A 26502-nucleotide genomic window follows, 5' to 3' on the forward strand; every position below is an offset into this window, starting at 1 on the left:
TCGCCGAGCACCTCCGCCACCGGCGGGAAGAGTCCAACGCATCGAGCGGGCCCGGGACCGTCGCTCCGGAGGAGAGCGACACCTTCCCTGTCCCCTAACCGGAGAGGTCCTTGAAGTAGCGGGCAACGGGCCACCGCTCGAAGCCTGCCGCCTCGTACGCCCGGCGGGCCGGTTCATGGCCCGGATCGTCGCCGGTCTCCACGAGGACCATGCGCATGCCGGCCTCCCGGCTCCTGGCGAAGGCATGATCCATGAGGTCGCGGGCCACGCCCCGCCGCTGGAACTCCGGGTCCACGCCCAGGACGTGGATCTCGCCCATGCTGTCGTCGGGATGGAGTCGCAGGCACACCCAGCCCACCACGCGCGCACCCTCCACGGCGACGGCGATGTTCCCGAGCTCGCCGTCGAGCACGGCCGCGAGGTCACGATACTGGCGTTCCCTCCACCCGTCCGGATAGAAGGACCCGTACACGAACGGCGCCACCGCCTCGCGGACCAGCGGGAACACCGGCTCCCAGGCGCGCATCGACAGCTCGAGCACCTCCGCCCGATGGTCCGACCCGTACGGCACGATCCGCATGCAGTGACGGTAACTCCCCGGGCCGGGCGGCGCATCCGCGGCGCCGTCGGCTACCGCAGGACGAGCATCACGGCCAGCAGGAGCATCACGACGGCGATCAGCGCGTCGAGGATCCGCCAGGCGCGTGGACGGGCGAAGAGCGGCGCGAGGTAGCGGGCCCCGATGCCGAGGGCGGTGAACCACACGAGGCTGCCGAGAGCGGCTCCCCCGGCGAACCACCACTTGCCCGGCACGCCGTGCGTGGTCGCCAGCGTACCCAGCAGCAGCACCGTGTCGAGGTACACGTGAGGGTTGAGCCAGGTCAGGGCGAGGCACGTCCCGAGCGCGGCCCGCCACGACATCGTGGCGGGTCCGCCGTCGGCGTCGAGGTGCTCGCCCCGGAGGGCGCGCCGTGCCGCCAGGACGGCGTAACCGGCCAGGAAGGCGGCCCCTGCCCAGCGCACCACCTCGAGGACCACGGGGGCCCGTTCGATGACCGCCCCCAGTCCCCCGACCCCCAGCAGGATCAGCACCAGGTCCGAGAGGGCGCACACCGCCACCACCAGCAGCACATGGGAACGCCTCAGGCCCTGGCGCAGCACGAAGGCGTTCTGCGATCCGATGGCGACGATCAGGGTCAGACCGGCAGCGAGTCCGGTGGCGGCGGTGGTGATCACCTCCTCAACCTAGGAGGCGGTAACCGGTTCAGGCCAGCTAATGATTCTTCAGCATGGTAAGAATTGCTCATGAGGCACGTCGACCCGGCACACGCCGAGGCACTCGCCGCGATCGTGAGCGCCGGAAGCTTCGAGGCAGCGGCAGCGGCCCTCGCGATCACCCCTTCGGCGGTCAGCCAGCGTATCCGCGCACTGGAGGCCGCCGTCGGTCGTCCCGTCATCACCCGGACACGGCCCCTGCGCCCCACGCAGGCCGGTCAGGCCGTGGTCCGCTTCGCCCGGCAGTTCGACCTGCTGGCCGCGGACCTCGCGGCGGACCTCGAGCCGGGCGACCAGGGCGGGCGCCGGCGCATCACGATCGTCATCAATGGCGATTCGCTCCATACCTGGGCGCTGCCCGCCCTGGCCACGGTTGCCGGCACGCTGCAGATCGAGGTGTTGCGCGAGGACCAGGAGCACTCGCTCGACCTGCTCCGCAGCGGTGCGGCGGCGGCCGCCATCACGTCGGTCGCCGCCGCAGTCCGGGGGTGCTCGTCCCATCCGCTCGGGATCATGCGCTACGTCCCGGTGTGCACACGGGAGTTCCGCCGGACCTGGTTCCGGGACGGTGCGACGACGGAGCAGCTCGGTGTCGCCCCCGTGATCGTCTTCGACCGGAAGGACGACCTGCAGGACCGGTACCTCCGCTCGCGCTCGCGTCGTACCCTCGACCCGCCGCGCCACTACGTCCCCGCGGCCCAGGAGTTCATCGACGCCATCCGGCTCGGCATGGGCTGGGGGCTCGTCTCCGAACTGGAGCTGAGGGGCGAGGCCGACCGCCGGGCCTTCGAGGCCCTCGAACCGGGCGGCCACGTGGACGTGCCGCTGTACTGGCAGCAGTGGCGTCACGGCTCGACAGCGCTGTCCGCCGTCAGTGACGCGGTACGCCATCATGCAGCCATCCTCCGGCAGCCCGATGCGGCGCCGCGGTGACCTCCGCAGCCGCGGAGGAACGCCACGCCGAACCGCGCCGGGCCGTTGGTCGCTGCGGTGTCACCGGGGGTTGCTAATATCGTCGGGCGGGCAACCGCTCGTCGACAAAGGCAAACCCGGTGCGAGCCGGGGACGCAAAGCCACGGGACCCATGCGGTCAGCCGGGCCGCCGAACAGAAGAGGTCCACGCAGTATGCCAAGGACGCCTCAATTCCATACAGCCCCCGCACCGGTCGGACGGATCGTCCTCGAGCAGGCCCCTGCGGGCACGCAGCACCATCACGGGGTAACACGCCATGAATAGCCCTGCGCCCATGGACGTCCGGGCGGCCGTCGTGATCGAGGACGACCTCGACATCCGCAACCTGGTCTCCGCCATCCTGGAGCAGGGAGGCTTCCAGGTCACCGGCGCGGCCACCGGTCGCGAGGGCGTCGACGTCGTGCGTCGGGAACACCCGACCGTGGTGACCCTGGACATCGGGCTGCCCGACATCGACGGGTACGAGGTCCTGCGGAGGATCCGCTCGACCACGGACTGCTACGTGATCGTCCTGAGCGGCCGCGCGGACGAACTGGACATCCTGACCGCCCTCCAGGCCGGCGCGGACGACTACGTCCTGAAACCGTTCCGTCCCCGCGAGCTCCGGGCACGCATCGACGCGATGCTCCGCAGGCCCCGCGCCGGGCAGATGGCACAGCATCCGTCGGGCCGGTCCGCGGTGCCCGTGACGGTGGTCGCTCCGTCCGTCCCCGACCGTCGGCAGGCCTCCGACACCCTCCTGCGCAACGGCGCTCTCGTGGTGGACGGCGAGGCGCGCACGGCGAGTTGTTCCGGTATCGAGTTGCCGCTCACTAAGACCGAGTTCAACCTGCTCCACGAACTCCTGCGCAGCAACGGCGCCGTCCGGACGAAGGAGGAGCTGGTACGCGTCTCGCGGGGCAAGGACTACCGCGGATACAACTTCGTGAGCCGCACCGACGAACGCGCCATCGAGGTGCACATCGCGAACCTCCGCCAGAAGCTGGCCCGCACCATGGGGGACCCGGATCTGATCATCACCGTGCGCGGGGTCGGATTCCGGATCATGCCGCAGGGCACCACCTCGCGCTGAGCCGCCCGCCCCCGGTCAGCGGTGTTCGGGGCGGCTGTCCTGGAACGCGGACACGGTGTCGGCTGCGCACGCGCGGAGACGCGCCACCGAGCGCCGGGCGTCCTCGAGGCTGCCGGCCCTGATCGATCGCTGCGTGGCACCTGCCGCCTGGGCGAGACGTACGGCGCCCACCATCGTGGCGGACGTCGTCACGCTGAGCACGGCGTCCTCGGCCCCCATCGCGTCGTCGTCCTGGAGCCGGCCGTCGAGCCGGTCGATCTTCCCCGCCAGCGAATCGCAGAAGTCGCGCGCGAAGCGCTCCACCACCGAGGGGTCCGAGAAATCGCGCCTCATGTCCCGGAGGACGTCCGGGTCGAGGAGCTGCGCCGCCCTTCCTGGCGCGTCCGGGACCCGGACGGCGTCGTGGAGGGGCACCGTACCGTGGTCCTGGTCAGGACGCGGCGGCGTGGATGGGGTGGGCACAGTCCAAGATTAGTGACGGGTCCGCTGCCGGGCGCGGTACCCGGATGTTCTTGCGCAAAGCTTGCGGAAGGTCGGCGGTTCGTGCTCGACGGCGGGATGAGCGGGCTACCGCGGGGACGCCACTTTCCCGAGCGGTGACGGCCACCAGATCCCCGGCCCGATGTCGTAGGCCAGCGCGGGGATCAGCAGCGACCGCACCAGCACGGTGTCCAGCAGCACGCCGAACGCCACGATGAAGGCGATCTGCGCGAGGAACAGGATCGGGATGACCCCCAGCGCGGCGAAGGTCGCGGCCAGGACCACCCCCGCCGAGGTGATGACACCGCCGGTGACCCCGAGTCCGCGCAGGATCCCCGGCCGGGTGCCGATGCGCAGGGACTCCTCGCGCACCCGGGTCATCAGGAAGATGTTGTAGTCCACGCCCAGCGCCACGAGGAACACGAACGCGAAGAGCGGCACCGACGCATCCGCGCCCTCGAACCCGAAGACGTTGTTGAACACCAGCGCCGACACCCCGAGCGCGGTCGCGTTCGAGAGCGCCACGCTGGCCACGAGGAGCACCGGCGCCACGACCGAGCGCAGCAGGATGATGAGGACCACGAGGATGACGGCGAGGACGATGGGGATGATCTTCACCAGGTCGGCGAGCGCGGTGTCGTTCGTGTCCACCGCCACCGCCGTGACGCCGCCCACGAGCGAATCCGGGCTGGCGTCGTCGAGCGCGGCCCTCAGGTCGCGGACCACGTCCTCCGCCTGGCCGGAGTCGGCCTGGTACGCCAGCGTCCCGCTGATGAGCACGCGACCGTCCTCGACGACGGCGGCGCCGGTGGGGTCGGCGGTCAGGGCCGCCTCCGAGATCCCCTCCTGCGCGGTGACGGTGTCAAATGCCGTCTCCCGGTCCGCCTCCGGCGCCACGACGTAGACCGGGCTGCCGGATCCGGCGTCGAAGTGCCGGCCCAGTGCCTCCTGGCCGTCGACGGCGTTGGAGGGCGCGAGGATCAGGGCCGACTGCGGGACGCCGCTTGCCTGGAGCTGGGTCAGCCCGAGCGCCCCGGCCACGAGGACGAGCAGGGACACGACCCAGAGGACCCGCGGGCGACGGGCCACCAGCAGGGCCACGCTCCGCCAGATCCCCCTGAGCCGCTCGAGCCCGGTCTCCGGGCCGGACGCCGTCGGGGCGGCGTGCCTGCCGTGATGAGGAGGGACGACGGTGGCGAGTTCCGGGTTGTAGCGCGGGACCAGCGGCCAGAACGCTGCCCTGCCGAAGAGCAGCAGGAAGGCGGGCAGGAGGGAGAGCGCCGCTCCGAGCGAGAAGACGATGCCGATCGCGGCGATGGGCCCCAGGCTCTTGTTCGAGTTGAGGTCGGAGAAGAGCAGGCACAGCAGGCCGAGGATCACCGTGGCACCGGAGGCGACGATCGGCTCCACGGCGCCGCGGTACGCCACGCGCATGGCCTCCCATCGGGTCCCGTGCTCGGCGAGCGCCTCCCGGAACCGGGCGACGAGCAGCAGCGCGTAGTCGGTCGCCGCACCGATCACGAGGATCGAGAGGATCCCCTGGCTCTGCCCGCTGAGCTGGATCCAGTCGAGCTTCGCGAGCCAGAAGACGAGCAGGATCGACGTCGAGAGTGCGAACACCGAGGTCAGGAGGACGAGGAACGGCAGCACGACGGAGCGGTAGACCGCGAGCAGGATCAGGAACACCGCGCCGAGTGCCACACCGAGCAGGATGCCGTCGATCCCACCGAACGCGTCCACGAGGTCGTTGGTGAATCCGGCGGGTCCTGTGACGTACCCGCTCACGCCGTCGGGGAGCTCGTCCGTCAGCACCGTGCGCAGTTCGCCGACCACCTCGGCGAGTTCGGCGTCCGAGGAGACGAAGGCGATGTACTGCACCGCGAAGCCGTCCTCGGAGGGGATGGGCCCTGCGACGGCCGGCGCACCCTCGGCGGGTGGCTCGAGCCCCTCGACCTGCCCGAGCGTCGCACCGAGGTCGGCGTAGGGACCGAGGTCCCGCGGGTCGATGGCCGCGTCCGACTCGGCTACGATCACCGCCGGGATGGCGTCGGAGTCGCTGAAGCGCTGCTGCAACTCGCCCGCCGCCGTCGACTCGGCGCTCCTGGGCAGGAACGATGCCTGGTCGTTGCTCGAGACCTCCTCGAGCCGACCGAAGGTGGGACCGCCCACCGCGGCACCGACCAGCCAGACCAGCACGACGACCGCGGGCAGCAACACCCTCAACCATCTGTTCCTCATGACGTTCCTGCCCTCTCGAAGGTATCTCTGCAATAAAGTATATCTATGGTGGAGATAATCATAACCGGCCTAAACTGGAGGGGAAAGAAGGCGAGGACCCATGGCCGCGAGGGAAGAACTCATGGCACTGCTGCGGCAGTTCACGGTCGAGACGGACCGCTACGTCGACACCGTCAGCGAGCGGGACAGCCTCTACCGCACCGATCTCCATGCGCTGAGCATCATGATGGGCGCCGCCCGCGCGGGTCTCACCGTCACTCCGGGCCTGCTGCGGGAGGAACTGAACCTCAGCTCACCGGCCACCACCGCGCTCGTGGACCGTCTCGGTTCGGCCGGCCACGTCACGAGGCGTCGCAGCGACGTCGACCGGCGGCAGGTGCACCTCGAGATGACGGAGAAGGCACGCTCCACGGGGGCGATGCTGTTCGCCCCTCTCGCCCGGCACATCGACGCCGTCTTCGACCGGTACTCCGAGGAGCAGCTGGCGCTCCTGCGGGACATGCTGCAGGACGTCACCGACGCCACCGTGGCCGCCCGTGATGTGGCGCTGGACGACGTGGATGCTGGCTGAGGACGACGCCGCCGGTTAGCCTTCGGAGCATGAACAGCGAGGTCTACTCCCACGGACACCACCCGAGCGTCACGACGGCGCACGCGGCGCGCACCGTCGCGTCGTCGGCCGCCTACCTCGAGCCTCTCCTCGAAGCCGGCCTCGACGTGCTCGACGTCGGCTGTGGCCCCGGGAGCATCACCGCCGGATTCGCCGACCTCGTGGCCCCGGGCTCGGTGGTGGGGATCGACAGTTCGGCGGACGTCATCGCGCAGGCGGCGGAGACCCATGCGGACCTCGCCAACGCCGCGTTCCGCGTGGGCAACGTCTACGACCTCGACGCACCGGACGAGTCCTTCGACGTCGTGCATGCGCACCAGCTCCTGCAGCACCTGGCGGACCCGGTGGCCGCGCTGCGCGAGATGCGCCGCGTCGTGCGCCCCGGCGGGATCGTCGCGGCCCGCGAGGCGGACTTCGGCGCCATGACGTGGTTTCCCGCGGTCGACGAGCTCGACGAGTGGCGGGAGCTCTACGGGACGCTTGCACGGGGCAACGGCGGCGAGCCCGACGCCGGGCGCAGGCTTCCCGGCTGGGCGGCGGCTGCGGGGTTCGCGGACATCGAGGTGTCCTCGACCAGCTGGGTCTACGCCACGGCCGAGGACCGCCGCGTCCATGCCGAGTCCTGGGCCCAGCGCGTGCTGCACTCGGCCTTCGCCGGACAGACCCTGGAGCGCGGCCTCGCCGACCAGCAGACCCTGGACCGCCTCGCCGAGGGGTGGCGCAGGTGGTCGCGGATGGACGACGGCGTGTTCCTGGTGCCGAGCGTGGAGATCCTCGCGCGAGCCTGACCCTTCGACCGGCAGCCCGACGGCGTCCACCCGACCCCGGACGGGCACCGCAGCTAGGCTGGCGTGATGTACCGCATCGTCACCGTCTGCACCGGGAACATCTGCCGCTCCCCCATGGCCGAACTCATGCTGGCCCGCGCCTTCGCGGACGCGGGCATGGGCGGCGACGTCGCCGTCGACTCCGCGGGCACCACGGACTGGGAGGCCGGGCGGCCGATCGACGAGCGGGCCGCCGCGAAACTGACCGAACTCGGCATCGACAGCCACGGACACCGTGCACGCCGGTTCGAGCAGGAGTGGTACGGCGAGCGTGACCTCATCCTCGCCCTCGACCTGGACCACTACGGATTCCTGCGCACGAACGCGCCCGACGACGACGCCCGCGAGAAGATCCACCTCCTGCGCGAGTTCGACCCCACGACCACGGACACGGACCTCGAGCACCTCGGCATCTACGACCCCTGGTACGGCGACGCCAGCGATTTCGAGGCGACCTGGGCGATGGTGGACGGCGCGGTGGACGGCGTCGTCAAGTACGTCCGCAACGAGCTCGATGCCGACGGTTCGGAGCCCTGACCCACGGCGCATACCATGAACGGGTGAATCCCTCCCTCTGGCTTGCGCTGCTCGGCGCACAGACGCTCATCAGCTTCATGCCGGGTGCAGGAGCCGTGAACACCATGAGCAACGCGCTGACGGTCGGGTTCCGCCGCTCCATCTGGGGCATCCTGGGGCAGCAGGCGGCACTGCTGGTCCACATCGGCATCGCCGGGGCGGGCGTGGGCCTCCTCGTCGCGAACTCGCCCCTCGCCTTCGACCTCATCCGCTACACCGGCGCCGCCTACCTCGTGTACCTCGGGGTGCGGAAGTTCCTCGCGAAGCCCGAGCACAGCGAGGTCCGCGCCCTGCAGGTCAGCGAGGGAGCCTCGTCGATGTTCCGCCGGGGTGTCTGGGTGAACCTGCTCAACCCGAAGGCGATCGTGTTCTTCCTCGCGCTCATCCCCCAGTTCATCCGTCCCGAGGATCCCCTGCTGAGCCAGTACGGCGTGCTGGCCGCGACCGTGATCGTGATCGACGTCCTCGTCATGTGGTTCTTCTACGCGGGTACGGCACGCTCGTTCCGCCGCTTCACCGAGGACGAGCGCGGACAGACCATCCTCAACCGCACCTTCGGTTCGCTGTTCGTGGGCGTCGGCGCCCTGCTCGCCCTGGGCTGACCCGTGCCCGACGCTCCCGGCATCTCCTCCACCACCGCACCCGACGCCGCATCGCGCGGGGCTCCCCTGCTCATCGCGATCGACGGCCGCTCCGGCGCCGGGAAGACGACCCTCGCCGTCGAGCTCGCGGCCCTCCTGCGCGAACACCACAGCGTGGGCCTCTTCCACCTCGAGGACATCTACCCGGGGTGGGACGGGCTCGACGCCGGCATCGCCCGCTACGTGGAGCGGGTCCTCACCCCTTTGCGGGCAGGGCGCACGGCGCACTGGAACGCCTGGGACTGGGGTCGGGAACACGACGGCCCGGCGCGCACGACGCCGGTGACGGAGATCGTGCTCCTGGAAGGGGTGGGGGCGGCCGCGGCAGCAGCGCGCGCCTCGCTCGACGCCGTCATCTGGGTCGAGGCCGACGCCGGGATCAGGCGGCGGACGGCGATCGAGCGCGACGGCGACGCCTATGCGCCGTTCTGGCAGCGCTGGGCGGCACAGGAGGAGCGCTGGCTGGCAGGGGACCATCCCGGTGCCGCCGCCGACGTCGTGGTGCAGGGCCACCGCGGACCCCCGTCACCCCAGGCCGTGCGCCTCGCCCTCACCGGGCTGCCCTCCTGCGCGGTCCTGCTGGCTCCTGAGCGCGCGGGGCGGCGCGGACTCGCGCTGGACTGCGAGCGTGTCGAGGCCGTCCCGGATCCGGCCGCGCTGTTCTCCTCGCTGTACGGGGAGGCACCGGCGGCCGCCTGGCTCGACAGCTCCGACGCCCCGACGAACCCGCCCACCGGCCTGCTCGCCGACGGGCGCAACCGTTTCAGCATCATGGCCGATGCCGGCGGCGCCTTCGGGCAGGTGGCGCTCTACCGGGGCGGCGTGCTGGAGGTCGGTGCGGGGCCCGTGACCACGAGGATCCGCGAGCCCTTCTTCCGCTGGCTCGACGACGTCTGGGGGCGGCGGGCCGTGCGTGTACCCGACGGCCTGGCGTGCGGGTTCGGCCTGGGCTGGCTGGGCTACCTCGGCTACGAACTGAAACGCGAGACGGGCGGCTCGGACACCCCTGCGGGCCGCCTGCCCGAGGCCGCCCTCATCTTCGCGGGCCGCGCCGTGGTCCTCGACCACCTCGAGGGCGCCGCCTTCCTGCTGACGCTCTCGGACGGCAGGCCCGACCCCGAGCGCGACGCCTGGCTGGTTCGGGCCCGTGAGGCCGTCGTGGCGCCCGGTCCCGTCCCGCCGTCGCCCCCGCTGCCCGTACCGCACTTCGCAGTGCGGGACACACGTGCCGGGTACCTGGCGAAGATCCGGCGCGCCCAGGCGGAGATCGCCGACGGCAACACCTACGAGGTGTGCCTGACGACGTCGCTGTCGGCGCGCACCGGGCGCGGGGACCGGCTCGATCCGCTGGCCGCGTACCTGCGCCTGCGCGCGGGCAGTCCCGCACCGTTCGCGCACTTCCTGCGCTTCCCGGGGTTCGCGGTCGCGAGCAGCTCACCCGAGCGCTTCCTGAGGATCACCGCCGACGGGCGCATGCGGGCCGAACCGATCAAGGGGACGCGGGGCCGTTCGGCGGACCCGGCTGCGGACGCAGCCCTGCGCGAGGACCTCAGGACGTCGGCGAAGGACCGCGCGGAGAACATCATGATCGTGGACCTCCTGCGCAACGACCTCTCCCACCACGCCGTACCCGGCTCGGTCACGGTCAGCCGCCTGTGCGCCATCGAGACGTACGCCACGGTGCACCAGATGGTCAGCACCATCGACGCCCGGCTCCGCCCCGGAAGCGCGCGGGCGGGCGTCGTCGCGTCCGCGTTCCCCGCCGGCTCGATGACCGGAGCGCCGAAGATCAGCACCATGGCCATCCTCGACGGCCTGGAGCGGGCTCCGCGCGGACCCTACTCGGGCGCCGCGGGCTACCTCGCCCTCACGGGCGCCAGCGACCTCGCCGTCGTCATCCGCACCCTCGTGCTCGAGGACGACGACGACGGCACCCGCCTGACCCTCGGCGTGGGCGGCGCGATCACGGCCGATTCCGTGCCCGAGGAGGAGTGGGACGAGGTACGCACGAAGGCGCGCGGCGTCCTCACGGCGCTGGGTGCCGCGTTCCCGGCCGACATCCGAGTCGGCTCCTGAACCGGCAGGCCCGCGTCAGCTGATCGAGCCCCGCCACATCTCGTCCTGGACGAGCCGCGCGAGGGTCCGCAGGTCCGCGGCGTCCTCCTCCGTGAACCGTCGCGGCCTGTCATCCATGACGCACAGCGAGCCGATGCGCCATCCGTCCATGGTGGACAGCGGGTGCCCGGCATACATGCGCACTTTCGGGCCCCCGGTGACAAGGGGATGGTCCCGGTACAAGGGGTCCCGGGTCGCATCGGGGATCACCAGGGTGCGCTCCGCCTTCACCGTCACCGCGCACAGGGAGAGCTCGAGGGGCAGATCCTGACCGATGGGGCCGGCCAGGGACTTGATCACCTGCCGGTCCTCGGCGATGAAGGCGATCGAGGACGAACTGACGCCGAACCGGTCCCGGGTCCGGACGGTGAGCGCATCGAACCGTTCCTCGGCACCGAAATCCAGCATGCCCGACAGGTACAGGGCCTGCAGACGCCGGACCTCCGCGTTGTCCGTGATGTCGGTACCGTCCCTCGGTCCGGACGACGTGCGCGCCAGCTGCGTCCCCGTCCCGCCCACCGTCTGGGCATCGGGGCGCAGCGCGCGCCGATCGAAGCCGTAGCCGTCGGGATTCGTGGTCAGCGGCCGGAGGTACTCCTCGAACCCGGACGCGAACGCCGCCTCGTCGGTGCTGTAGTGCGCGCCGTCGGCCATGGAACCGGTGGCGTCGATGAGTTCGTTGATGGCGTCGGCGATCAGATTGCGGTCCTGCGCCGGCAGGCGGGTCAGCCCGCGCAGGTACCCCGTGACGTCGAAGACGTCGTGGCTGCCGCCCAACGCGGTGTAGCCGGCCAGCACCTGTTCGGAGCGCAGACCCGCCACCCTCACCGCTTCCAGGGCGGTCCATTGCTGGAGGTACGCATCAGTCACTGCTGGTTCCTCATCCCGTTCACTTGCTGTCTCGGGACGATCCACCATCAGCTGCCCCGGCTGCCGTCCATCGTAGGACCTGCAGGGTACTTCCCGTACGCGGACCACGCGGACACGGGAGGGGTGGACAGGGGGCGGCGACTGGGCATGGTCCGCGACTGCCCCGCGAACAGGCGGGTGGCGATACCCGGCCGTATAGTTCTAGGACATGGTCCCGCCCTCGCGGTGCCGCTTCCCGTGGTTCAACAGTGAGCCCTCCCTCTGATGTGCGATGAACGGACAGGTGCTCCCATGCCGGACGAGAACGAACTGGCCTCCGAGAAGGAGCGGGACCCTGTCACGGCCCTACTGCAGGACATGGTCCTCGAGAGCGAGGACGTCCAGGACTTCCTCGCCGGACTGGCCACGGTCGCCTCCCGGGCCTTCACCGGACCCTACGGCGAGGTGTTCTGCGGGGTGACCCTCCTGCGCCCACGCTCGATGGTCACGGTGGCCAGCAGCAGCGACCGCGCCCGCGAGGTCGACGAGGTGCAGTACGGGTTCGACGACGGCCCCTGCCTGCGCGCCGCGCGCACCGGCGAGACCGTGCACATCCGTGACTTCCTCACGGAGGAGCGCTTCCCGGAGTACCGCGAGGCGATCGCGTCCTACGGCCTGCGCTCGGCCCTCGGCATCCCGATCCGGCTCCAGGACGGAGCCAGCGCAGGACTCGACTTCTACTCCACCACCCCGGACATCTTCGACGACAAGGGCATCGCCGTGGCCGAGGGCCTGGCCCGCGACGCCTCGCGGTCCCTGAGGCTGGCCGTGCGGATCGCGAAACTCACCGAGGACACCCAGAACCTCCAGGCCGCGATGACCGCCCGCACCACGATCGACACCGCCGTCGGCGCGATCATGGCCCAGAACAGGTGCACCCAGAAGGAGGCGTTCGCCATCCTCCGGCGGGCGTCGTCGACCCGCAACACGAAGCTGCGGCTCCTGGCCGCCGACATACTCGAGTCGGTCGGCCAGACCGAGCCCGTCGCCACCCACTTCGACTACTGACGCCGGACCCCCGGCCGGCTCGACGGACGGGCACCCCTCCCTCCCGTTCGCGGATCGGTCGGGTGTCCGCTCGTAAGCTCCACCAGGACGGCCGGCGAAGGAATCGTGAAGGAGTGCCGCTATGACGAGCATCGCCGTGATCGGCGCCGGTCTTGCCGGGTCCTCCGCTGCCTGGCGGCTGGCGCAGGCCGGGCACGACGTCGCCGTCCTGGAGCAGGACACCCCGGCCCACCCCCGCGGCAGCTCGCACGGCTCGGCGCGCATCTTCCGCTACGCCTACGCCGAGCGACTGTACGTCGACCTGGTCCGTGAGGCGGCACGGGGATGGGCCGAGCTGGAGAGCGCCTGCGGCGCCGCCCTCCTCACGCGCACCGGTGCGCTCGACCACGGCGAGGGCCACGATCCGGAGGGTTTCGCGCGCATCCTCGCGGCGGCGGGCATCGACCACGAACTCCTCGGCGCCGCCGGAGCGACTGCCCGCTGGGGCCGGGAGTTCGAGACCTCGGTGCTGTGGCACCCCGGCGCCGGGGTGCTCGACGCCGAATCCGCGGTGCTAGCCATGCTCGACCGGGCGGCGTCCCACGGAGCCATGCTCGAGAAGGGGTGGCGCGTCGTCGCGGTGCAGCGCAGCGGCACCCGGGGCTACCGCGTCCGGGGCGCGGACGGTCGCCACGTGGACGTGGAGGAGGTCGTCGTGGCCGCGGGCGGCTGGCTCCCCGACCTCCTGAGGACCATGGACCTGCCCCGGGCCTTCGTCGGGGCACTGCCTCCCCTGGAGGTCAGGCAGGAGCAGGCCTACCACTTCCCGTATGCGGACGAAGGCGATGGATGGCCTACCTTCATTCACAAGACGAAGGACATGGTGGTGTACGGCCTGCCGGGCGGTCGCGACGCCGGCTGGTCGGGCCAGAAGGTGGCGGAGTACAACGGTGGCCGACGGCTCCGTTCGGCCTCGGGGCAGGACGGCGTGATCGCGCAGGAGAACCGGCAGCGCGTGGTCTCCCATGTGGAGCGCTACCTCCCGGGCCTCGTGCCCGAGCCGTACGCCGAGACGACCTGCCTGTTCACCAACACCCCCACCGAGGACTTCGTCGTCGACCGCGAGGACGGCCTCACGATCGTGTCCGCCTGCTCCGGCCACGGCGCGAAGTTCGCGCCGCTGCTCGGCGAACTCGTCCTCGCGCTCGTGGAGGGCCGGGAGTCGGTCCCCGGGCGTTTCCGCCCCAGCCGGTCGGACGGCCGCGTCGGGCAGTAGTGCCCGCCGTCCGCGGCTAGGGTCGGTGCATGACCGCCCTGCGACCTACGACCCTGCGGGGCGACCGCGTCCTCCTCGAGCCCCTCTCACCCGCACACCACGACGGCCTCGTGGCCGCCGCACGCGACGGCGAGCTGTGGAACCTCTGGTACACGTCCGTGCCGACGCCCGAGGGCATGCGACAGGAGATCGACCGCCGGATGGGCCTGCAGGAGAAAGGCTCGATGCTGCCCTTCACCACGCGCCTGGTCGACGCCGACGGCGGGCCCGGCAGGATCATCGGCATGACGACGTACATGAACATCGACCAGGACACCCCGCGGGTCGAGATCGGCTCCACGTGGAACGCCGCCTCCGCCCAGCGGACGGGTACCAACACGGAGTCCAAGTTCCTCCTGCTGCGCCATGCCTTCGACGTGTTCGCGTGCCCGGCGGTGGAGTTCCGCACGCACTGGCTGAACCACCAGTCGCGCGAGGCCATCGAGCGACTCGGCGCGAAGCAGGACGGGGTGCTCAGGAGCCACAGCCGCACCAGGAGCGGGGAACTGCGCGACACCGTCGTCTACTCGATCCTCGCCCACGAGTGGCCGATGGTGCGCGAGAACCTCCTCCACAGGATGAGGATCCACTCCTGAGCGGACCCTCCCCCACAGGCGGGTGCAGCACCCGGCGGGGCCCGCACGGGGATCCGGTCGGATGCGTTTGTCAACCTCCCGCTCCGCCGTCCTCCCACGTTCCCCGCATTCCCGGGCGGGTGGAGCATGGAGGGGTCAGAGCGCGGCAGCCACGGCGGGCCGCGGACCGGTTCGACGGAAAGAAGTCTTCATGGCGGACATTGGTGGAATGGCCGACAAGGCCAAGGATGCTGCACAGGACCATCCGGAGAAGGTGGACCAGGCCAAGGACAAGGCCAAGGACGCCGTCGACGGCAAGGACGACCAGAAGTAACCGATCCCCACGGAGGCCGGGCCCGCCGCGGTCCGGCCTCCCCCATGTCTTCCGGGGTACTACCGGAATGACGCGATTCCCTTGACCAACCATTTGTTACCGTTCACAATTGCCGCAGGGCTCCCCGCCCCTGCAGCAACGACGGTGCAGATACCCCTTGCTGTGGTTCCGTTTCCAAGGAGGCAGCAGTGTTCAGGAAATCCCTCGTGGCGGTCGTCGCCGCCACCACCCTCGCCCTCACCGCCTGCGGCGGAGGGTCCGATTCCGGTGGCGGTTCCGACGCCGGTGGCGCTTCCGACGGCACCATCACCATGGGCTTCGCCCAGGTCGGCGCGGAGAGCGGGTGGCGCACCGCCAACACCAAGTCGGTCCAGGAAGCGGCGGAGGCCGCGGGCGTGGACCTCAAGTTCTCGGATGCGCAGCAGAAGCAGGAGAACCAGATCAAGGCGATCCGCTCCTACATCCAGCAGCAGGTGGACGTCATCGCGTTCTCACCCGTGGTCGAGTCCGGCTGGGACACCGTGCTGAAGGAGGCCAAGGACGCGGAGATCCCCGTCATCCTCACCGACCGCGCCGTCGACTCCGCCGACACCTCCCTCTACAAGACGTTCCTCGGCTCGGACTTCATCGAGGAGGGCAAGAAGGCCGGCGACTGGCTCGTCGAGGACTCGGCCTCCACCGAGGGCCCGGTGAACATCGTCGAACTGCAGGGGACCACGGGAGCCGCTCCGGCCATCGACCGCAAGGAGGGCTTCGAGACCGCCATCGCCGCGGACCCCGACCTGAAGATCGTGCAGTCGCAGACCGGCGACTTCACCCGCAGCGGCGGCAAGCAGGTGATGGAGGCGTTCCTGAAGAACACCCCGGACATCGACGTGGTCTACGCGCACAACGACGACATGGGCCTCGGTGCCATCGAGGCCATCGAGGCGGCGGGCAAGGTGCCGGGCAAGGACATCAAGATCATCACCGTCGACGCCGTCAAGGACGGCATGACGGCCCTCGCGGACGGCAAGATCAACTTCATCGTGGAGTGCAACCCGCTCCTGGGCGAGCAGCTCATGGACCTGGCGGCCAAGGTGGTGGCGGGCGAGGAGGTCCCGGCCCGCGTGGTCACCGAGGAGACCACCTTCACCCCCGAGCAGGCCAAGGAAGTCCTCGCGAGCCGCGAGTACTAGGAACCGGATCCGGCCCCGCGAGGGTGGCCGGGTCACCAGGAGAGCCGGATGCGGCGGGGACGACCCGCCGCATCCGGCCACAGGAGGGCAGGGCATGAGCGAGAGCACCCCCGTAGTGGACATGAAAGGCATCTCCATCGCCTTCCCGGGCGTGAAGGCGCTCGACGGCGTCGACTTCCGGCTGTTCCCGGGAGAGGTGCACGCCCTGCTGGGTGAGAACGGCGCCGGGAAGTCCACCCTCATCAAGGCGCTCACGGGCGTCTACGCGGTCGACGACGGCACCATCACCGTGCTGGGGGCCCGCCAGAGCTTCGGCACGCCGGCCGAGGCGCAGGCTGCCGGGATCAGCACCGTCTACCAGGAGGTGAATCTCTGCCCCAACCTCTCGGTCGAGGAGAACATCCTGCTCGGTCGCGAACCGCGCAGGCGCGGCGGCATCCACTGGCGGAACGTCCGCCGGAAGGCGGAGGAGGTCCTCGATCAGCTCCAGCTGGGCCACATCGACCCGCGGTCCGTGCTGTCGTCCCACTCGATCGCCGTCCAGCAGCTCATCGCCATCGCCCGCGCCATGCAGGTCGAGGCCCGGGTGCTCATCCTCGACGAACCCACCTCGAGCCTCGACGCGGACGAGGTCCAGCAGCTGTTCTCGGTGATCCGGACATTGCGGGACCGGGGCGTGGCGATCCTGTTCGTGTCCCACTTCCTCGAGCAGGTGTACGAGGTCTCGGACCGCATGACGGTCCTGCGCAACGGCAGGCTCGTGGGCGAGTACCTGACCGCCGACCTCCCTCGCATGGGCCTGATCTCCAAGATGATCGGCAAGGAACTGGACGCGCTGGCCGAACTCGAGGAGGCCGAGAGCCGGCGCCAGCCCGACCGCGCGGAGCGGACGCCGTTCCTGCAGGCGGAGGGCCTGGGCAGGAAGGGCTCGGTCAGGGACGTGACCATCACCGTGCACGCCGGCGAGATCCTCGGCCTCGCCGGCCTCCTCGGATCCGGCCGCACCGAGACGGCCCGGCTGCTCTTCGGCGCCGACCGCGCGGACCAGGGACGGCTGAGCATCAACGGGTCCGTCCGGACGCTCCGCACGCCCCGCTCGGCCATCGACCGGGACATCGCATTCTCCTCGGAGAACCGGAAGGAGGAGGGTCTGATCAGCGACCTCTCGGTGCGCGACAACCTGATCCTGGCCATGCAGGCCGGCAAGGGCTGGTGGCGGCGCGTGCCCCGCAGCACCCAGGACCAGCTGGCCGAGCAGTTCATCGAGACCCTCGACATCCGCCCGGCCAACAAGGACGCCCTCATCCGCGACCTCAGCGGAGGCAACCAGCAGAAGGTGCTCCTGGCGCGCTGGCTCATCACCGAACCGAAGCTGCTGATCCTCGACGAACCGACCCGGGGCATCGACATCGGCGCCAAGACCCAGATCCAGAAACTCATCAGCGGCCTCGCCTCCGGCGGGATGTCGATCGTCTTCATCTCGGCCGAGCTCGAGGAAGTGCTGCGCCTCAGCGACACCATCGCCGTCCTCAAGGACCGGCACATGGTGGCCGACATCCCGAACGACGGAGTCACCATGGAGGACGTCATGACGGTCATCGCGGGGACCGGCGCATGAGCGCCCTGCTGAGGCACCGCCTGACCTGGCCCGTGCTCGCGCTGGTCCTCCTGCTGCTGCTCAACCAGCTCTTCCGCGCGGACTTCCTGTCGGTCCGCATCCAGGACGGCCACCTGTACGGGAGCCTGATCGACATCCTACGCAACGGGGCGCCGACCATCCTGATCGCCCTCGGCATGACGCTCGTCATCGCCTCCCGCGGCATCGACCTCTCGGTGGGAGCGGTCGCGGCCATCGCCGGTGCCATCTCCTGCATGTACATCTACAGCTCACCGGACCCCTCCTCCTGGCAGACCGCCGCCATGGGGGTGACGATCGCCGTCGTGGCTGGCCTGGCCCTCGGGCTCTGGAACGGTTTCCTGGTCTCCGTCATCGGCATCCAGCCGATCATCGCCACGCTGGTGCTGATGACCGCGGGGCGGGGCCTGGCCCAACTGGTCACCGACGGGCAGATCATCTCCGTCTCGAACGACTCCTACCAGGCGATCGGCGCCGGATTCTTCCTCGGCCTGCCCATCGCGATCCTCATCGCGGCAGGCGCCTTCGGCGTCGCCGGCCTGCTGACGCGCCGCACGGCCCTCGGGACGCTCATCGAGGCCGTGGGCATCAACCCCGTGGCCAGCAGGCTCGCGGGGATCGACGCACGCACCATCACCTGGACGGTGTACGTCTTCAGCGGGCTGTGCGCGGCCGTCGCCGGCCTCATGATCAGTTCGAACGTGACGGCGGCGGACGCCAACAACGCGGGTCTCTACATCGAGATGGACGCGATCCTCGCCGTCGTCATCGGCGGCACATCGCTCGCCGGCGGCCGGTACAGCCTCGTGGGAACCCTCGTGGGGGCACTCATCATCCAGACCCTGACCACCACTGTGTACACGCTGGGCGTCCCGCCCGAGGCCACCCTGGTGTTCAAGGCGCTGGTGGTCATCATCGTGTGCCTCCTGCAGTCCAGCAGGGCCCGCACCCTCTTCAGGCAACGCAGGCGTCCCGTGACCGAGCAGTCCCAAGTGAAGGTGGCCATCTGATGTCGGTCCTCACCCGCACCCCGGCACCCCTCGACCGCCGCCGCATCAGCCGGCTGCAGGGCAAGGCACGCTACGCCCCCTCGCTGGCGACCGTGGGCCTGTTCCTCGCGATGTTCGCCGTCGGTGCCGCCATGTACCCCGGGTTCCTGTCCGGGCAGGTGTTCCTCAACCTCCTGATCGACAACACCTTCCTGATCGTCCTCGCCGTCGGCATGACCTTCGTGATCCTCACCGGCGGGATCGATCTGTCGGTCGGCTCCGTGGTCGCGCTGTCCATGATGATCGCCGCCGCCCTCCTGCAGGCCGGCTGGAACCCGTTCGCCGTGATTCTCCTCGTGCTCCTGACCGGCGCGGTCTTCGGCCTGGCCATGGGCGCCGTGATCCAGGTCTTCGAGATCCAGCCGTTCATCGTGACCCTCGCTGGGCTGTTCCTGGCGCGCGGACTCTGCTATGTCATCAGCGTCGACTCCATCACCGTGACCGACCCCTTCTTCACCTCCATGGCCCAGGCGAGGATCCCGCTGGCGGACAAGCTGTTCGTCTCCCCCGGCGTCGTGATCGCCCTCCTCGTCGTCGCCGTCGCGTTCTACGTGCTGCACCAGACCCGGTTCGGCCGCACCGTGTACGCGATCGGCGGCGGGGAGTCCTCGGCACTGCTCATGGGCCTGGCCGTCCCGCGGACCAAGATCCTCGTGTACGGGATCAGCGGGCTGTGCTCCGCGATCGCCGGGATCCTGTTCTCGTTCTACAGCCTCTCCGGGTACAGCCTGGCGGCCACCGGGCTGGAACTGGACGCCATCGCGGCGGTCGTCGTCGGCGGGACGCTGCTGACCGGCGGGTACGGCTACGTGCTCGGATCCCTCGCCGGGGTGCTCGTCCTCGGCATCGTGCAGACGTTCATCTCCTACGAGGGGACGCTGAGCTCGTGGTGGACGCGCATCGTGATCGGGGCCCTGCTCCTGGCCTTCATTCTGCTGCAGAAGCTGTTCACCCGGAAGGTGCGCCTGACCTGAGGGCTCCGGCGCCCCGGGCCGATACGCTGGGGCCATGACTGTTCTCGTGTTCCTCGACCCGGCCCACGACGACGGCAGGATCGCCGACGCGTCGCAGCCGCAGCTCATGATCTCCGACCTCGGGGCCACCCGCGGTGACGGCGTCTTCGAGTCGATGCTGGCCGTGGACGGGACACCCCGCAAGGAGCAGGCGCACCTGGCGCGGCTCGCGTCCTCGGCCGCGGCCCTCGACCTTCAGGTGCCCGACGCCGAGGCGTGGAGCCGTGCCATCCGCACCGCCCTGCGCGCGTTCGCCGCGGCCGAGCCCGGCCGGAGCGACGCCGTCGTGAAGCTGATCGCCACCCGCGGCGTCGAGGGCGCCGGACGGGCGACGGCGTGGGTGCAGGCAGCGCCGGTCCCGGCGTCGACCCTGGCCCAGCGCGAGGCGGGCCTGAAGGTCCTCTTCCTCGAACGCGGCTACGACAGCACGGTGGCGCAGCGCGCGCCGTGGCTGCTGATGGGCGCGAAGACCCTCTCCTACGCCGTCAACATGGCCGCGATCCGCTACGCCAAGGCGCACGGCGCCGACGACGTCATCTTCACCTCCTCCGACGGCAAGGTTCTCGAGGGCCCCACCTCCACCGTGCTGCTCGCCCGCGAGCGCGACGGGCGGAAGACCCTCCTCACGCCGCAGCTGGAGAGCGGCATCCTGGCGGGCACCTCGCAGGCCGCGCTGTTCGCGGCGGCGAAGGAGCAGGGGTGGGAGCTCGGCTACGGTCCGCTCGAGCCGCACCACCTCCTGGAGGCCGACGCCGTATGGCTCATCTCGAGCATCCGGCTCCTCGCCCCCGTCCTCTCGCTCGACGGGCAGGAGCTCCGCACGTCGGCCCCGCTGACCGCCGAACTCACGGAGCTCGTGCACCGCTTCGTGTGAAGTCCGCCACACCACCTGCCTGAACGGGCGTGATTGCGCGTCAAGCGGCGCAATGTCCGCGGTCCCGTTTTGACCCGGCACTCCGTCCTGCCCTAGCGTTTTGCTGAAATCAAGAGTTCCAGCCTTCAGGCCCTGGCCGGCTGGACAGCAACCCTCTCCCGTAGTGGGGTGCTCCAGGTGAAGATTCGGTCGCCGGGCCCAGTCCCCCGGTTGGCAAGTACGGCGTCGTGCGGTCATGTCCCGGCTTTCGTCGGCACCTCCCGCCACAGCGCGCACAGCCCAGAACAGCGAGCGTGTCACCGAGCAGCATCTCCTCCCCCGCCGGTACCGGCGAACGATCTCACCCAGTGCGCCCTCCCCGGGCCCGCCTCCAAGAAGGACACCATGAATCTTTCCCGCAAGCTCCTCGCGGCACTCGCCGTACCCATGCTCGCCCTGACCGTCTCCTGCGGCAGCAGCTCCAGCAGCGAACCCGCCGAGACCACGGACGCCCTGGCCGGCAGCGACCAGCAGTCGCTGGACAAGTACACCACCGAGACCACCACCCCGATCGAGGAGATCGACACGGCGGACCTCGGCCTCATCACCGACGGCACGCTGCGCGTTGGCACGCTGTCGGACGCCCCGCCGAACATCTTCCTCGAGGACGGCGTCTTCACCGGCTACGACAACGAGCTGCTGCGCGCCATCGGCGACAAGCTGGGCCTCGAGGTGGAGTTCGCGTCCACTGACTTCTCGGCGCTCCTCGCCCAGGTGCAGAACAAGCAGTACGACGTCGGATCCTCCTCGATCTCCACCACGGAGGCCCGTCGCGAGAACGTCGGCTTCACCAACGGCTACGACTTCGGCTACATGGCCGTCGTCGCCAAGAACGGCTCCCCGGTCACCGGTTTCGACTCCCTCTCGGAGAGCACCCGCATCGGCGTGGTCCAGGGCACCGTCCAGGACGACTACGTCTCCAACACCCTGGGTCTGGAGCCCGTGCGCTTCCCGGACTACAACACCGTCTACGCGAACGTGAAGAACGGCCAGGTCGACGCCTGGGTGGCGCCGTCGCAGCAGGCCACCGGCCAGGTCAAGGAAGGCGACGACACCACCATCGCCGAGACGATCATCAACACCGAGAACTTCACCGCGTACGCCGTGAACAGCGACAACCAGCCCCTCATCGACGCCCTGAACGCTGGCCTCGACGCCGTCGTCGCCGACGGCACGTGGACCGAGCTCACCAAGGAGTGGTACCCCGACCGCGAGATGCCCTCCGACTGGAAGCCCGGCAGCAAAGCCGTGGAAGTAAAGTAGCGGTCCCTGCATGGACGCCCTCGAACAGCTCGGCAAGACCTTCTTCGACTGGGAGGCGATGGCAGCCGTCCTGCCGGACCTCCTGACCGTCGGCCTGCCGAATACCCTCATGCTCGCCCTGGCCTCGGGGATCATCGGAACGGTCGTCGGCATGCTCCTCGCGATCATGGGGATCTCCCGCAACCGCGTTTTCCGGTGGATCGCCCGTATCTACACGGACATCTTCCGGGGACTGCCCGCCGTCGTGATCATCCTGCTCATCGGCCTGGGGCTCGGTCCGATCCTCCGGCAGATTACGGGCAGCACCAGTCCGTACCCCCTGGGCATCCTCGCCCTCTCGCTGATCGCCTCGGCGTACATCGGCGAGATCTTCCGCTCCGGCATCCAGAGCGTGGAGAAGGGACAGCTGGAGGCCTCGCGCGCCCTGGGCTTCAGCTACAGCGCGTCCATGCAGCTCGTAGTGGTCCCCCAGGGCGTGCGGCGCGTGCTGCCCGCCCTGGTGAACCAGTTCATCTCGCTCATCAAGGAGTCCTCGCTGGTCTACTTCATCGGCCTCGTGGCCAGTGAGCGGGAGCTCTTCCGGGTCGGTAACGACGCCGCGAGCAACACCGGCAACCTGTCGCCGCTCATCGCGGCCGGGCTGTTCTACCTGTGCCTGACCATCCCGCTGACGCACCTCGTGAACTTCATCGACAACCGGCTCCGCGTGGGCAAGAAGCAGAAGCCCGAGCCGGATGAACTGGCCGCGAGGATCGGCGAAGGAGCAAAGGCGTGACGACCATCGAATCGGGAACCCTGACGGGGCGGAACCTGCACCTGTCCTTCGGCACCAACCACGTGCTGCGCGGTATCGACCTGCACGTGGACCAGGGCACGACGGCGTCCGTCATCGGCCCGTCCGGCTCCGGGAAGTCGACCCTGCTGCGTGTCCTGAACCGGCTCATCGAACCGGACCAGGGTGACATCCTGCTCGACGGCCGGTCCGTCCTGAAGGACAACCCGGACGAGCTGCGCCGGCGCATCGGCATGGTGTTCCAGCAGTTCAACCTCTTCCCCCACAAGACGGTGCTGGACAACGTCTCGCTGGCGCTGCGCAAGCTCCGGAAGATGTCCGCCGACGAGGCCCGTGAGAAGGCCCTCGCGCAGCTCGACCTCGTGGGCCTGAAGCACAAGGCCGACGTCCGTCCGGGCAACCTCTCGGGTGGGCAGCAGCAGCGCGTCGCGATCGCCCGGGCGCTGGCCATGGATCCCGAGGTGATGTTCTTCGACGAGGCCACGTCCGCCCTGGACCCGGAGCTCGTCAAGGGCGTCCTGGCGCTCATGGCGGACCTCGCCTCGGCGGGCATGACCATGGTGGTCGTCACGCACGAGATGGGTTTCTCGCGCAACGTCTCGGACACCGTGACCTTCATGGACGGCGGCGTGGTGGTGGAGACCGGACCTCCGGCCGCGATCTTCGACGACCCGCGGACGCCGCGCCTGAAGTCGTTCCTTTCGGACGTCCTCTAGGTACTGCGTCGGCCCGTCGAACGGGGGTCCGCCTGGGCGGGCCCCCGTTCCGTTCCCCCACGATCCGCGGGCGCCGTCAGGACAGGATGAAGTTCCAGGTCCCGGCCAGGACGGCCGCCGTCACCGCGCCCGCGGCGACGAGGAGTCCGACGGCGGCCACGACGGCGTCGAGGGGCAAGAAGGTGCTCTCCCGCGCCCACGTGCGACTGCCGCTGCCGAACCCACGGGCCTCCATCGCCGTCGCCAGGCGCGTGGCCCGCCGGATGGCCTGCACGATCAGCCCGAAGGACTGCCCCAGCAGGTTCCGGGCACGGGCGACGGGGGACCCGTCGGAGCCGATCCCGCGTGCATGCCGGGCGAGCCCGAGCATCTCCCACTGCTCCACCAGCAGTCCCACGAGCCGCAGCGACGCCAGCCCCCCGAGGACGAACCGGTGCGGCAGGTGCAGCTTCTGTGCGAGCGCGTCGGCGAGGTCCGTGGGATCCGTGCTGAGCAGGATGAAGATGCCCGGCAGCGCGAGTGCCAGTCCCCTCAGCCCCACAGCGATCCCGGCGGCCACCGACCCCTCGGTGAACAGGAACGGCCCGATGTCGAGCAGCACCGCCCCCGTCTTCTCCGCGAGCAGCGCCGTGCCGTAGGCACCGACCCCCGCGGCGATCAGCAGTGGCCAGATCCGCCGGACGAGGCCCCGTACGCTGATGCCGAGCAGCGGCATCAGCGCGAGCTCGCAGGCCAGGACGACGGCGGCGCTCACCCAGTCGATGCTGGCCATCAGTGCCAGGGTGATCACGACGGCGGCGAACAGCTTGGACACCGGGTTGGCCCGCATGAGCGTCGTCCCGGTGAGCACGGGCGTCAGGTAGTCGGTGCTCACCGGGACACCAGCCGTCCCGCCCCGCCGGAGATGTGCAGGGTGGTGCCGCCGAGGGCGGCGATGAACTCGGCGTCGTGCGTCACCGACAGCACGGCCACGCCGTCGTCGACCAGTTCGCGGAGCAGGGTGACGAGCTCCGCCCAGGTCCCGGCGTCCTGGCCGAACGTCGGCTCGTCGAGGACGAGGACGCGCGGCGCGGTGGCGAGCATCGTCGCCACCGACAGGCGCCGTTTCTCCCCGCCGGAGAGCGTGAACGGGTTGGCCTGCAGCAGGTGCGTGAGGCGCAGCCGCTCGGCGACGCTCGCGGTGCGCGTCGCCTCGGCGGTGCCGGCCTGCCGCGGCCCGAACGCGAGCTCGTCCGCGACGGTCGCGGTGAGGAACTGGTGCTCGGGTTCCTGGAAGACGGTTCCGATGCGCCGCACCAGCTGGGCCGAGCGCCAGCGGAACGGATCGCTCCCGGCCGTTCCCGCCAGGAGCGGTGAGGCGTCGAGCCGCCCGGCGCGCGGGCGCAGCAGGCCCCCGAGCGTCAGCGCGGCCGTGGACTTCCCGGCGCCGTTGGGCCCGGTGATGCCCAGGGCCTCCCCGGCCCGCACCGTCAGGTCGAGATCCTCGACGGCGGCAGGGCCGCGCCGCGTCCGGGCGACGCCCAGGCCGTGCGCTGACAGGAGCACGCCGTCGCCGTAGCCGGATCCCGAGCTCCCGGGCATCGTCCCGCCGACAGCGGGCTGCCACCCCGGCACCCAGACCCCTGCCGCGGCGAGGCGCGTGCGGGTGCCCTCCTGGACGAGGACGGTGGCGGGGGGACCGTCGGCGAGGACCCCACCGGTGGCGTCGAGCACGATCACGCGGTCGACGACGTCCGCCCAGACGGCCACGCGGTGCTCGACGACCACGAGCGTGGCGCCCGTGCGCTCGAGGACGCGCACCACGGCGTCGCGGACCTCCAGGACGCCGTCGGGGTCCAGGTTCGCGGTGGGCTCGTCCAGCAGGAGCAGTCCGGGTTCCATCGCGAGGACCGCGGCGAGCGCGAGGCGCTGTTTCTGCCCGCCGGACAGGGCGGTGGTGGGGTGGTCGAGCGGGAGGCCGAGGCCCACGTCGTCGAGCGCGCGTCCCACGCGCCGCCAGATCTCCTCACGGGGCACGGCGAGATTCTCGGCGGCGAAGGCCACCTCGTCGCCCACGCGGGCGAGGACCACCTGCGTCTCGGGATCCTGCAGAACCAGCCCGGCCCTCCCCCGCGCCGCGGCGGGGTGCGCGCCGTCGAGCAGGAGCTCGCCCTCCTGCTCTCCCTCGTCCTGGCTTCCGAGCAGGCCCGCCAGGCCGTGCAGGACGGTGGACTTGCCCGCACCGGAGGCGCCGAGGAGCAGCACGCGCTCGCCGGGCTGGATCTCGAGGTCGAGGTGGCGCGCGGCGAAGGCCCTGCGACCGGCGTGACGCCACCCCCATCCCCGGGTGCGGATGTGCACCGCGCCCGGGGACGGCGCATTCGCTGGTGTCACACGTCCGCCGTACGCCCGGCCGCGAAGGCGGACAGCACGCCCGTCCTCGCGAGGCCGCGCATGGCCAGCCATGAGAGCAGGCCCGCGATGACGACGCCGGAGATGCTCGCGAACAGCGTGTAGAGGAGCTTGAACTCGATGCTCCACAGCGCGTTGTAGAGGATGTTCTCGCTGATGGCGAGCGCCAGGCCCGCACCGAGCCCGGCGAGGAGCGCGACCGGGAGGTTCCACTTCCGGTAGAGGAAGAGCAGGAAGACCAGTTCCGCCCCGATGCCCTGGATGGCCCCGGAGAGCAGCACGCTCACCCCCCACTGGGTCCCGATGAGCGCGGAGACCACCGAGGCGAGCACCTCGCAGTAGATGGCCGCGCCGGGCTTCCGGATGATCAGCCCGCCGAGCACGCCCGCGATGAGCCAGCCGCCCGAGTACAGGCCTGCGAGCGGCGGGAAACCGGCGGTGAGGACGCTGATGCCGGAGTAGCCGGCGGACCACGCGAAGAACAGGACGCCGACGGCGACCGCGATGACCGAGGCCACCACGATGTCGACGACGCGCCACTGCCGCGTCGACGCCGGGGCGCCCCTGAGGGATGTTGACGATGCCATGGGAATTCCTCCTGGGATACAGGAGGGGAGAGTGTC

The 26502-nt window shown here is 70.4% G+C and carries 27 protein-coding genes and 2 riboswitches; of the genes, 19 read left to right on the forward strand and 8 right to left on the reverse strand.

Annotated features, from left to right (window positions below; genetic code table 11):
• Window positions 1-94: 94 nt before the first annotated feature.
• Together CI785_RS08615 and CI785_RS08620 are read right to left on the reverse strand one after the other, a co-directional pair.
• Window positions 95-580 (reverse strand): GNAT family N-acetyltransferase, encoded by a 486-nt coding sequence (locus CI785_RS08615; RefSeq protein ID WP_105031699.1) that lies wholly within the window; start codon window positions 578-580, stop codon window positions 95-97.
• Window positions 581-630: 50 nt separating this feature from the next.
• Window positions 631-1236: a LysE/ArgO family amino acid transporter gene (locus CI785_RS08620; protein ID WP_105031700.1), complete on the reverse strand. Its 606-nt coding sequence runs from the start codon at window positions 1234-1236 to the stop codon at window positions 631-633.
• 69 nt (window positions 1237-1305) lie between these two features.
• On the opposite strand from CI785_RS08620, the gene CI785_RS08625 reads away from it, so the two are divergent.
• Window positions 1306-2208 carry an ArgP/LysG family DNA-binding transcriptional regulator gene (locus CI785_RS08625; protein ID WP_105031701.1) on the forward strand — a complete coding sequence of 301 codons (903 nt, stop codon included), beginning with the start codon at window positions 1306-1308 and terminating at the stop codon, window positions 2206-2208.
• A 99-nt stretch (window positions 2209-2307) separates the two neighbouring features.
• Window positions 2308-2382, forward strand: a riboswitch (cyclic di-GMP riboswitch).
• 122 nt (window positions 2383-2504) lie between these two features.
• Window positions 2505-3320, forward strand: coding sequence for a response regulator transcription factor (locus CI785_RS08630; RefSeq protein ID WP_240615096.1), 816 nt, complete (start codon window positions 2505-2507; stop codon window positions 3318-3320).
• A gap of 15 nt (window positions 3321-3335) precedes the next feature.
• On the opposite strand, the gene CI785_RS08635 is transcribed toward CI785_RS08630, so the two are convergent.
• Both CI785_RS08635 and CI785_RS08640 read right to left on the reverse strand, forming a co-directional pair.
• Window positions 3336-3782 carry a hypothetical protein gene (locus CI785_RS08635; RefSeq protein WP_157940210.1) on the reverse strand — a complete coding sequence of 149 codons (447 nt, stop codon included), beginning with the start codon at window positions 3780-3782 and terminating at the stop codon, window positions 3336-3338.
• 105 nt (window positions 3783-3887) lie between these two features.
• Window positions 3888-6038, reverse strand: coding sequence for an MMPL family transporter (locus CI785_RS08640; RefSeq protein ID WP_105031704.1), 2151 nt, complete (start codon window positions 6036-6038; stop codon window positions 3888-3890).
• 100 nt (window positions 6039-6138) lie between these two features.
• On the opposite strand from CI785_RS08640, the gene CI785_RS08645 reads away from it, so the two are divergent.
• From CI785_RS08645 to pabB, 5 genes are all read left to right on the forward strand, one after another.
• Complete coding sequence (locus tag CI785_RS08645) at window positions 6139-6609, forward strand: MarR family winged helix-turn-helix transcriptional regulator (protein ID WP_105031705.1); 471 nt, start codon at window positions 6139-6141, stop codon at window positions 6607-6609.
• 29 nt (window positions 6610-6638) lie between these two features.
• On the forward strand, window positions 6639-7436 hold the full coding sequence (locus CI785_RS08650) for a methyltransferase domain-containing protein (protein WP_105031706.1): 798 nt from the start codon (window positions 6639-6641) through the stop codon (window positions 7434-7436).
• Between the two features lie 66 nt (window positions 7437-7502).
• Window positions 7503-8012, forward strand: a complete 510-nt coding sequence (locus CI785_RS08655; RefSeq protein WP_105031707.1) for a low molecular weight protein-tyrosine-phosphatase — start codon at window positions 7503-7505, stop codon at window positions 8010-8012.
• Between the two features lie 23 nt (window positions 8013-8035).
• On the forward strand, window positions 8036-8653 hold the full coding sequence (locus CI785_RS08660; protein WP_105031708.1) for a LysE family transporter: 618 nt from the start codon (window positions 8036-8038) through the stop codon (window positions 8651-8653).
• A gap of 3 nt (window positions 8654-8656) precedes the next feature.
• Window positions 8657-10768, forward strand: a complete 2112-nt coding sequence (pabB, locus tag CI785_RS08665) for an aminodeoxychorismate synthase component I (protein WP_240615097.1) — start codon at window positions 8657-8659, stop codon at window positions 10766-10768.
• Between the two features lie 15 nt (window positions 10769-10783).
• On the opposite strand, the gene CI785_RS08670 is transcribed toward pabB, so the two are convergent.
• A complete protein-coding gene (locus CI785_RS08670; protein ID WP_157940211.1) occupies window positions 10784-11677 on the reverse strand; it encodes a GAF domain-containing protein in 894 nt (297 codons plus the stop codon).
• 291 nt (window positions 11678-11968) lie between these two features.
• Between CI785_RS08670 and CI785_RS08675 the strand changes: the two genes are divergently transcribed.
• The 12 genes from CI785_RS08675 (at window position 11969) to CI785_RS08725 (ending at window position 23488) form a co-directional block, all read left to right on the forward strand.
• Window positions 11969-12724, forward strand: coding sequence for a GAF and ANTAR domain-containing protein (locus CI785_RS08675; protein ID WP_105031710.1), 756 nt, complete (start codon window positions 11969-11971; stop codon window positions 12722-12724).
• 121 nt (window positions 12725-12845) lie between these two features.
• Window positions 12846-13979 (forward strand): FAD-dependent oxidoreductase, encoded by a 1134-nt coding sequence (locus CI785_RS08680; protein ID WP_105031711.1) that lies wholly within the window; start codon window positions 12846-12848, stop codon window positions 13977-13979.
• 29 nt (window positions 13980-14008) lie between these two features.
• Window positions 14009-14614: a GNAT family N-acetyltransferase gene (locus tag CI785_RS08685; RefSeq protein ID WP_105031712.1), complete on the forward strand. Its 606-nt coding sequence runs from the start codon at window positions 14009-14011 to the stop codon at window positions 14612-14614.
• Between the two features lie 190 nt (window positions 14615-14804).
• Window positions 14805-14927 carry a hypothetical protein gene (locus CI785_RS17645; RefSeq protein ID WP_276308019.1) on the forward strand — a complete coding sequence of 41 codons (123 nt, stop codon included), beginning with the start codon at window positions 14805-14807 and terminating at the stop codon, window positions 14925-14927.
• Window positions 14928-15115: 188 nt separating this feature from the next.
• Complete coding sequence (locus CI785_RS08690) at window positions 15116-16105, forward strand: ABC transporter substrate-binding protein (protein WP_105031713.1); 990 nt, start codon at window positions 15116-15118, stop codon at window positions 16103-16105.
• 94 nt (window positions 16106-16199) lie between these two features.
• Entirely contained in the window at window positions 16200-17723 is a 1524-nt protein-coding gene (locus CI785_RS08695) for a sugar ABC transporter ATP-binding protein (protein WP_105031714.1), read from the forward strand.
• On the forward strand, window positions 17720-18751 hold the full coding sequence (locus tag CI785_RS08700) for an ABC transporter permease (RefSeq protein ID WP_105031715.1): 1032 nt from the start codon (window positions 17720-17722) through the stop codon (window positions 18749-18751). The genes CI785_RS08695 and CI785_RS08700 overlap by 4 nt, the downstream gene beginning before the upstream one ends.
• Window positions 18751-19764 (forward strand): galactofuranose ABC transporter, permease protein YjfF, encoded by a 1014-nt coding sequence (gene yjfF, locus CI785_RS08705; RefSeq protein ID WP_105031716.1) that lies wholly within the window; start codon window positions 18751-18753, stop codon window positions 19762-19764. The genes CI785_RS08700 and yjfF overlap by 1 nt, the downstream gene beginning before the upstream one ends.
• A 34-nt stretch (window positions 19765-19798) precedes the next feature.
• Complete coding sequence (locus tag CI785_RS08710; protein ID WP_105031717.1) at window positions 19799-20677, forward strand: aminodeoxychorismate lyase; 879 nt, start codon at window positions 19799-19801, stop codon at window positions 20675-20677.
• A gap of 107 nt (window positions 20678-20784) precedes the next feature.
• Window positions 20785-20903, forward strand: a riboswitch (SAM riboswitch).
• A gap of 158 nt (window positions 20904-21061) precedes the next feature.
• The gene (locus CI785_RS08715; RefSeq protein WP_105031718.1) at window positions 21062-21979 is read left to right on the forward strand and encodes an ABC transporter substrate-binding protein; all 918 of its coding nucleotides are present in this window, start codon (window positions 21062-21064) and stop codon (window positions 21977-21979) included.
• A 10-nt stretch (window positions 21980-21989) separates the two neighbouring features.
• Complete coding sequence (locus CI785_RS08720) at window positions 21990-22754, forward strand: amino acid ABC transporter permease (protein ID WP_105031719.1); 765 nt, start codon at window positions 21990-21992, stop codon at window positions 22752-22754.
• Window positions 22751-23488, forward strand: a complete 738-nt coding sequence (locus tag CI785_RS08725; RefSeq protein ID WP_105031720.1) for an amino acid ABC transporter ATP-binding protein — start codon at window positions 22751-22753, stop codon at window positions 23486-23488. The genes CI785_RS08720 and CI785_RS08725 overlap by 4 nt, the downstream gene beginning before the upstream one ends.
• 76 nt (window positions 23489-23564) lie before the next feature.
• Here the strand turns inward: CI785_RS08725 and CI785_RS08730 are convergent, their stop codons facing one another.
• Genes CI785_RS08730 through CI785_RS08740 form a run of 3 tightly spaced genes read right to left on the reverse strand, consistent with a single transcriptional unit; the run spans window position 23565 to window position 26466 of the window.
• On the reverse strand, window positions 23565-24317 hold the full coding sequence (locus CI785_RS08730; protein ID WP_105032124.1) for an energy-coupling factor transporter transmembrane component T family protein: 753 nt from the start codon (window positions 24315-24317) through the stop codon (window positions 23565-23567).
• Between the two features lie 41 nt (window positions 24318-24358).
• A complete protein-coding gene (locus tag CI785_RS08735) occupies window positions 24359-25861 on the reverse strand; it encodes an ABC transporter ATP-binding protein (RefSeq protein ID WP_420808222.1) in 1503 nt (500 codons plus the stop codon).
• Window positions 25858-26466, reverse strand: coding sequence for an ECF transporter S component (locus CI785_RS08740; protein ID WP_105031722.1), 609 nt, complete (start codon window positions 26464-26466; stop codon window positions 25858-25860). Before CI785_RS08740 ends, CI785_RS08735 begins: the two co-directional genes overlap by 4 nt.
• Window positions 26467-26502 lie beyond the last annotated feature (36 nt).

Source organism: Arthrobacter ruber, from assembly GCF_002954225.1.
Lineage (GTDB): Bacteria > Actinomycetota > Actinomycetes > Actinomycetales > Micrococcaceae > Arthrobacter_D > Arthrobacter_D ruber.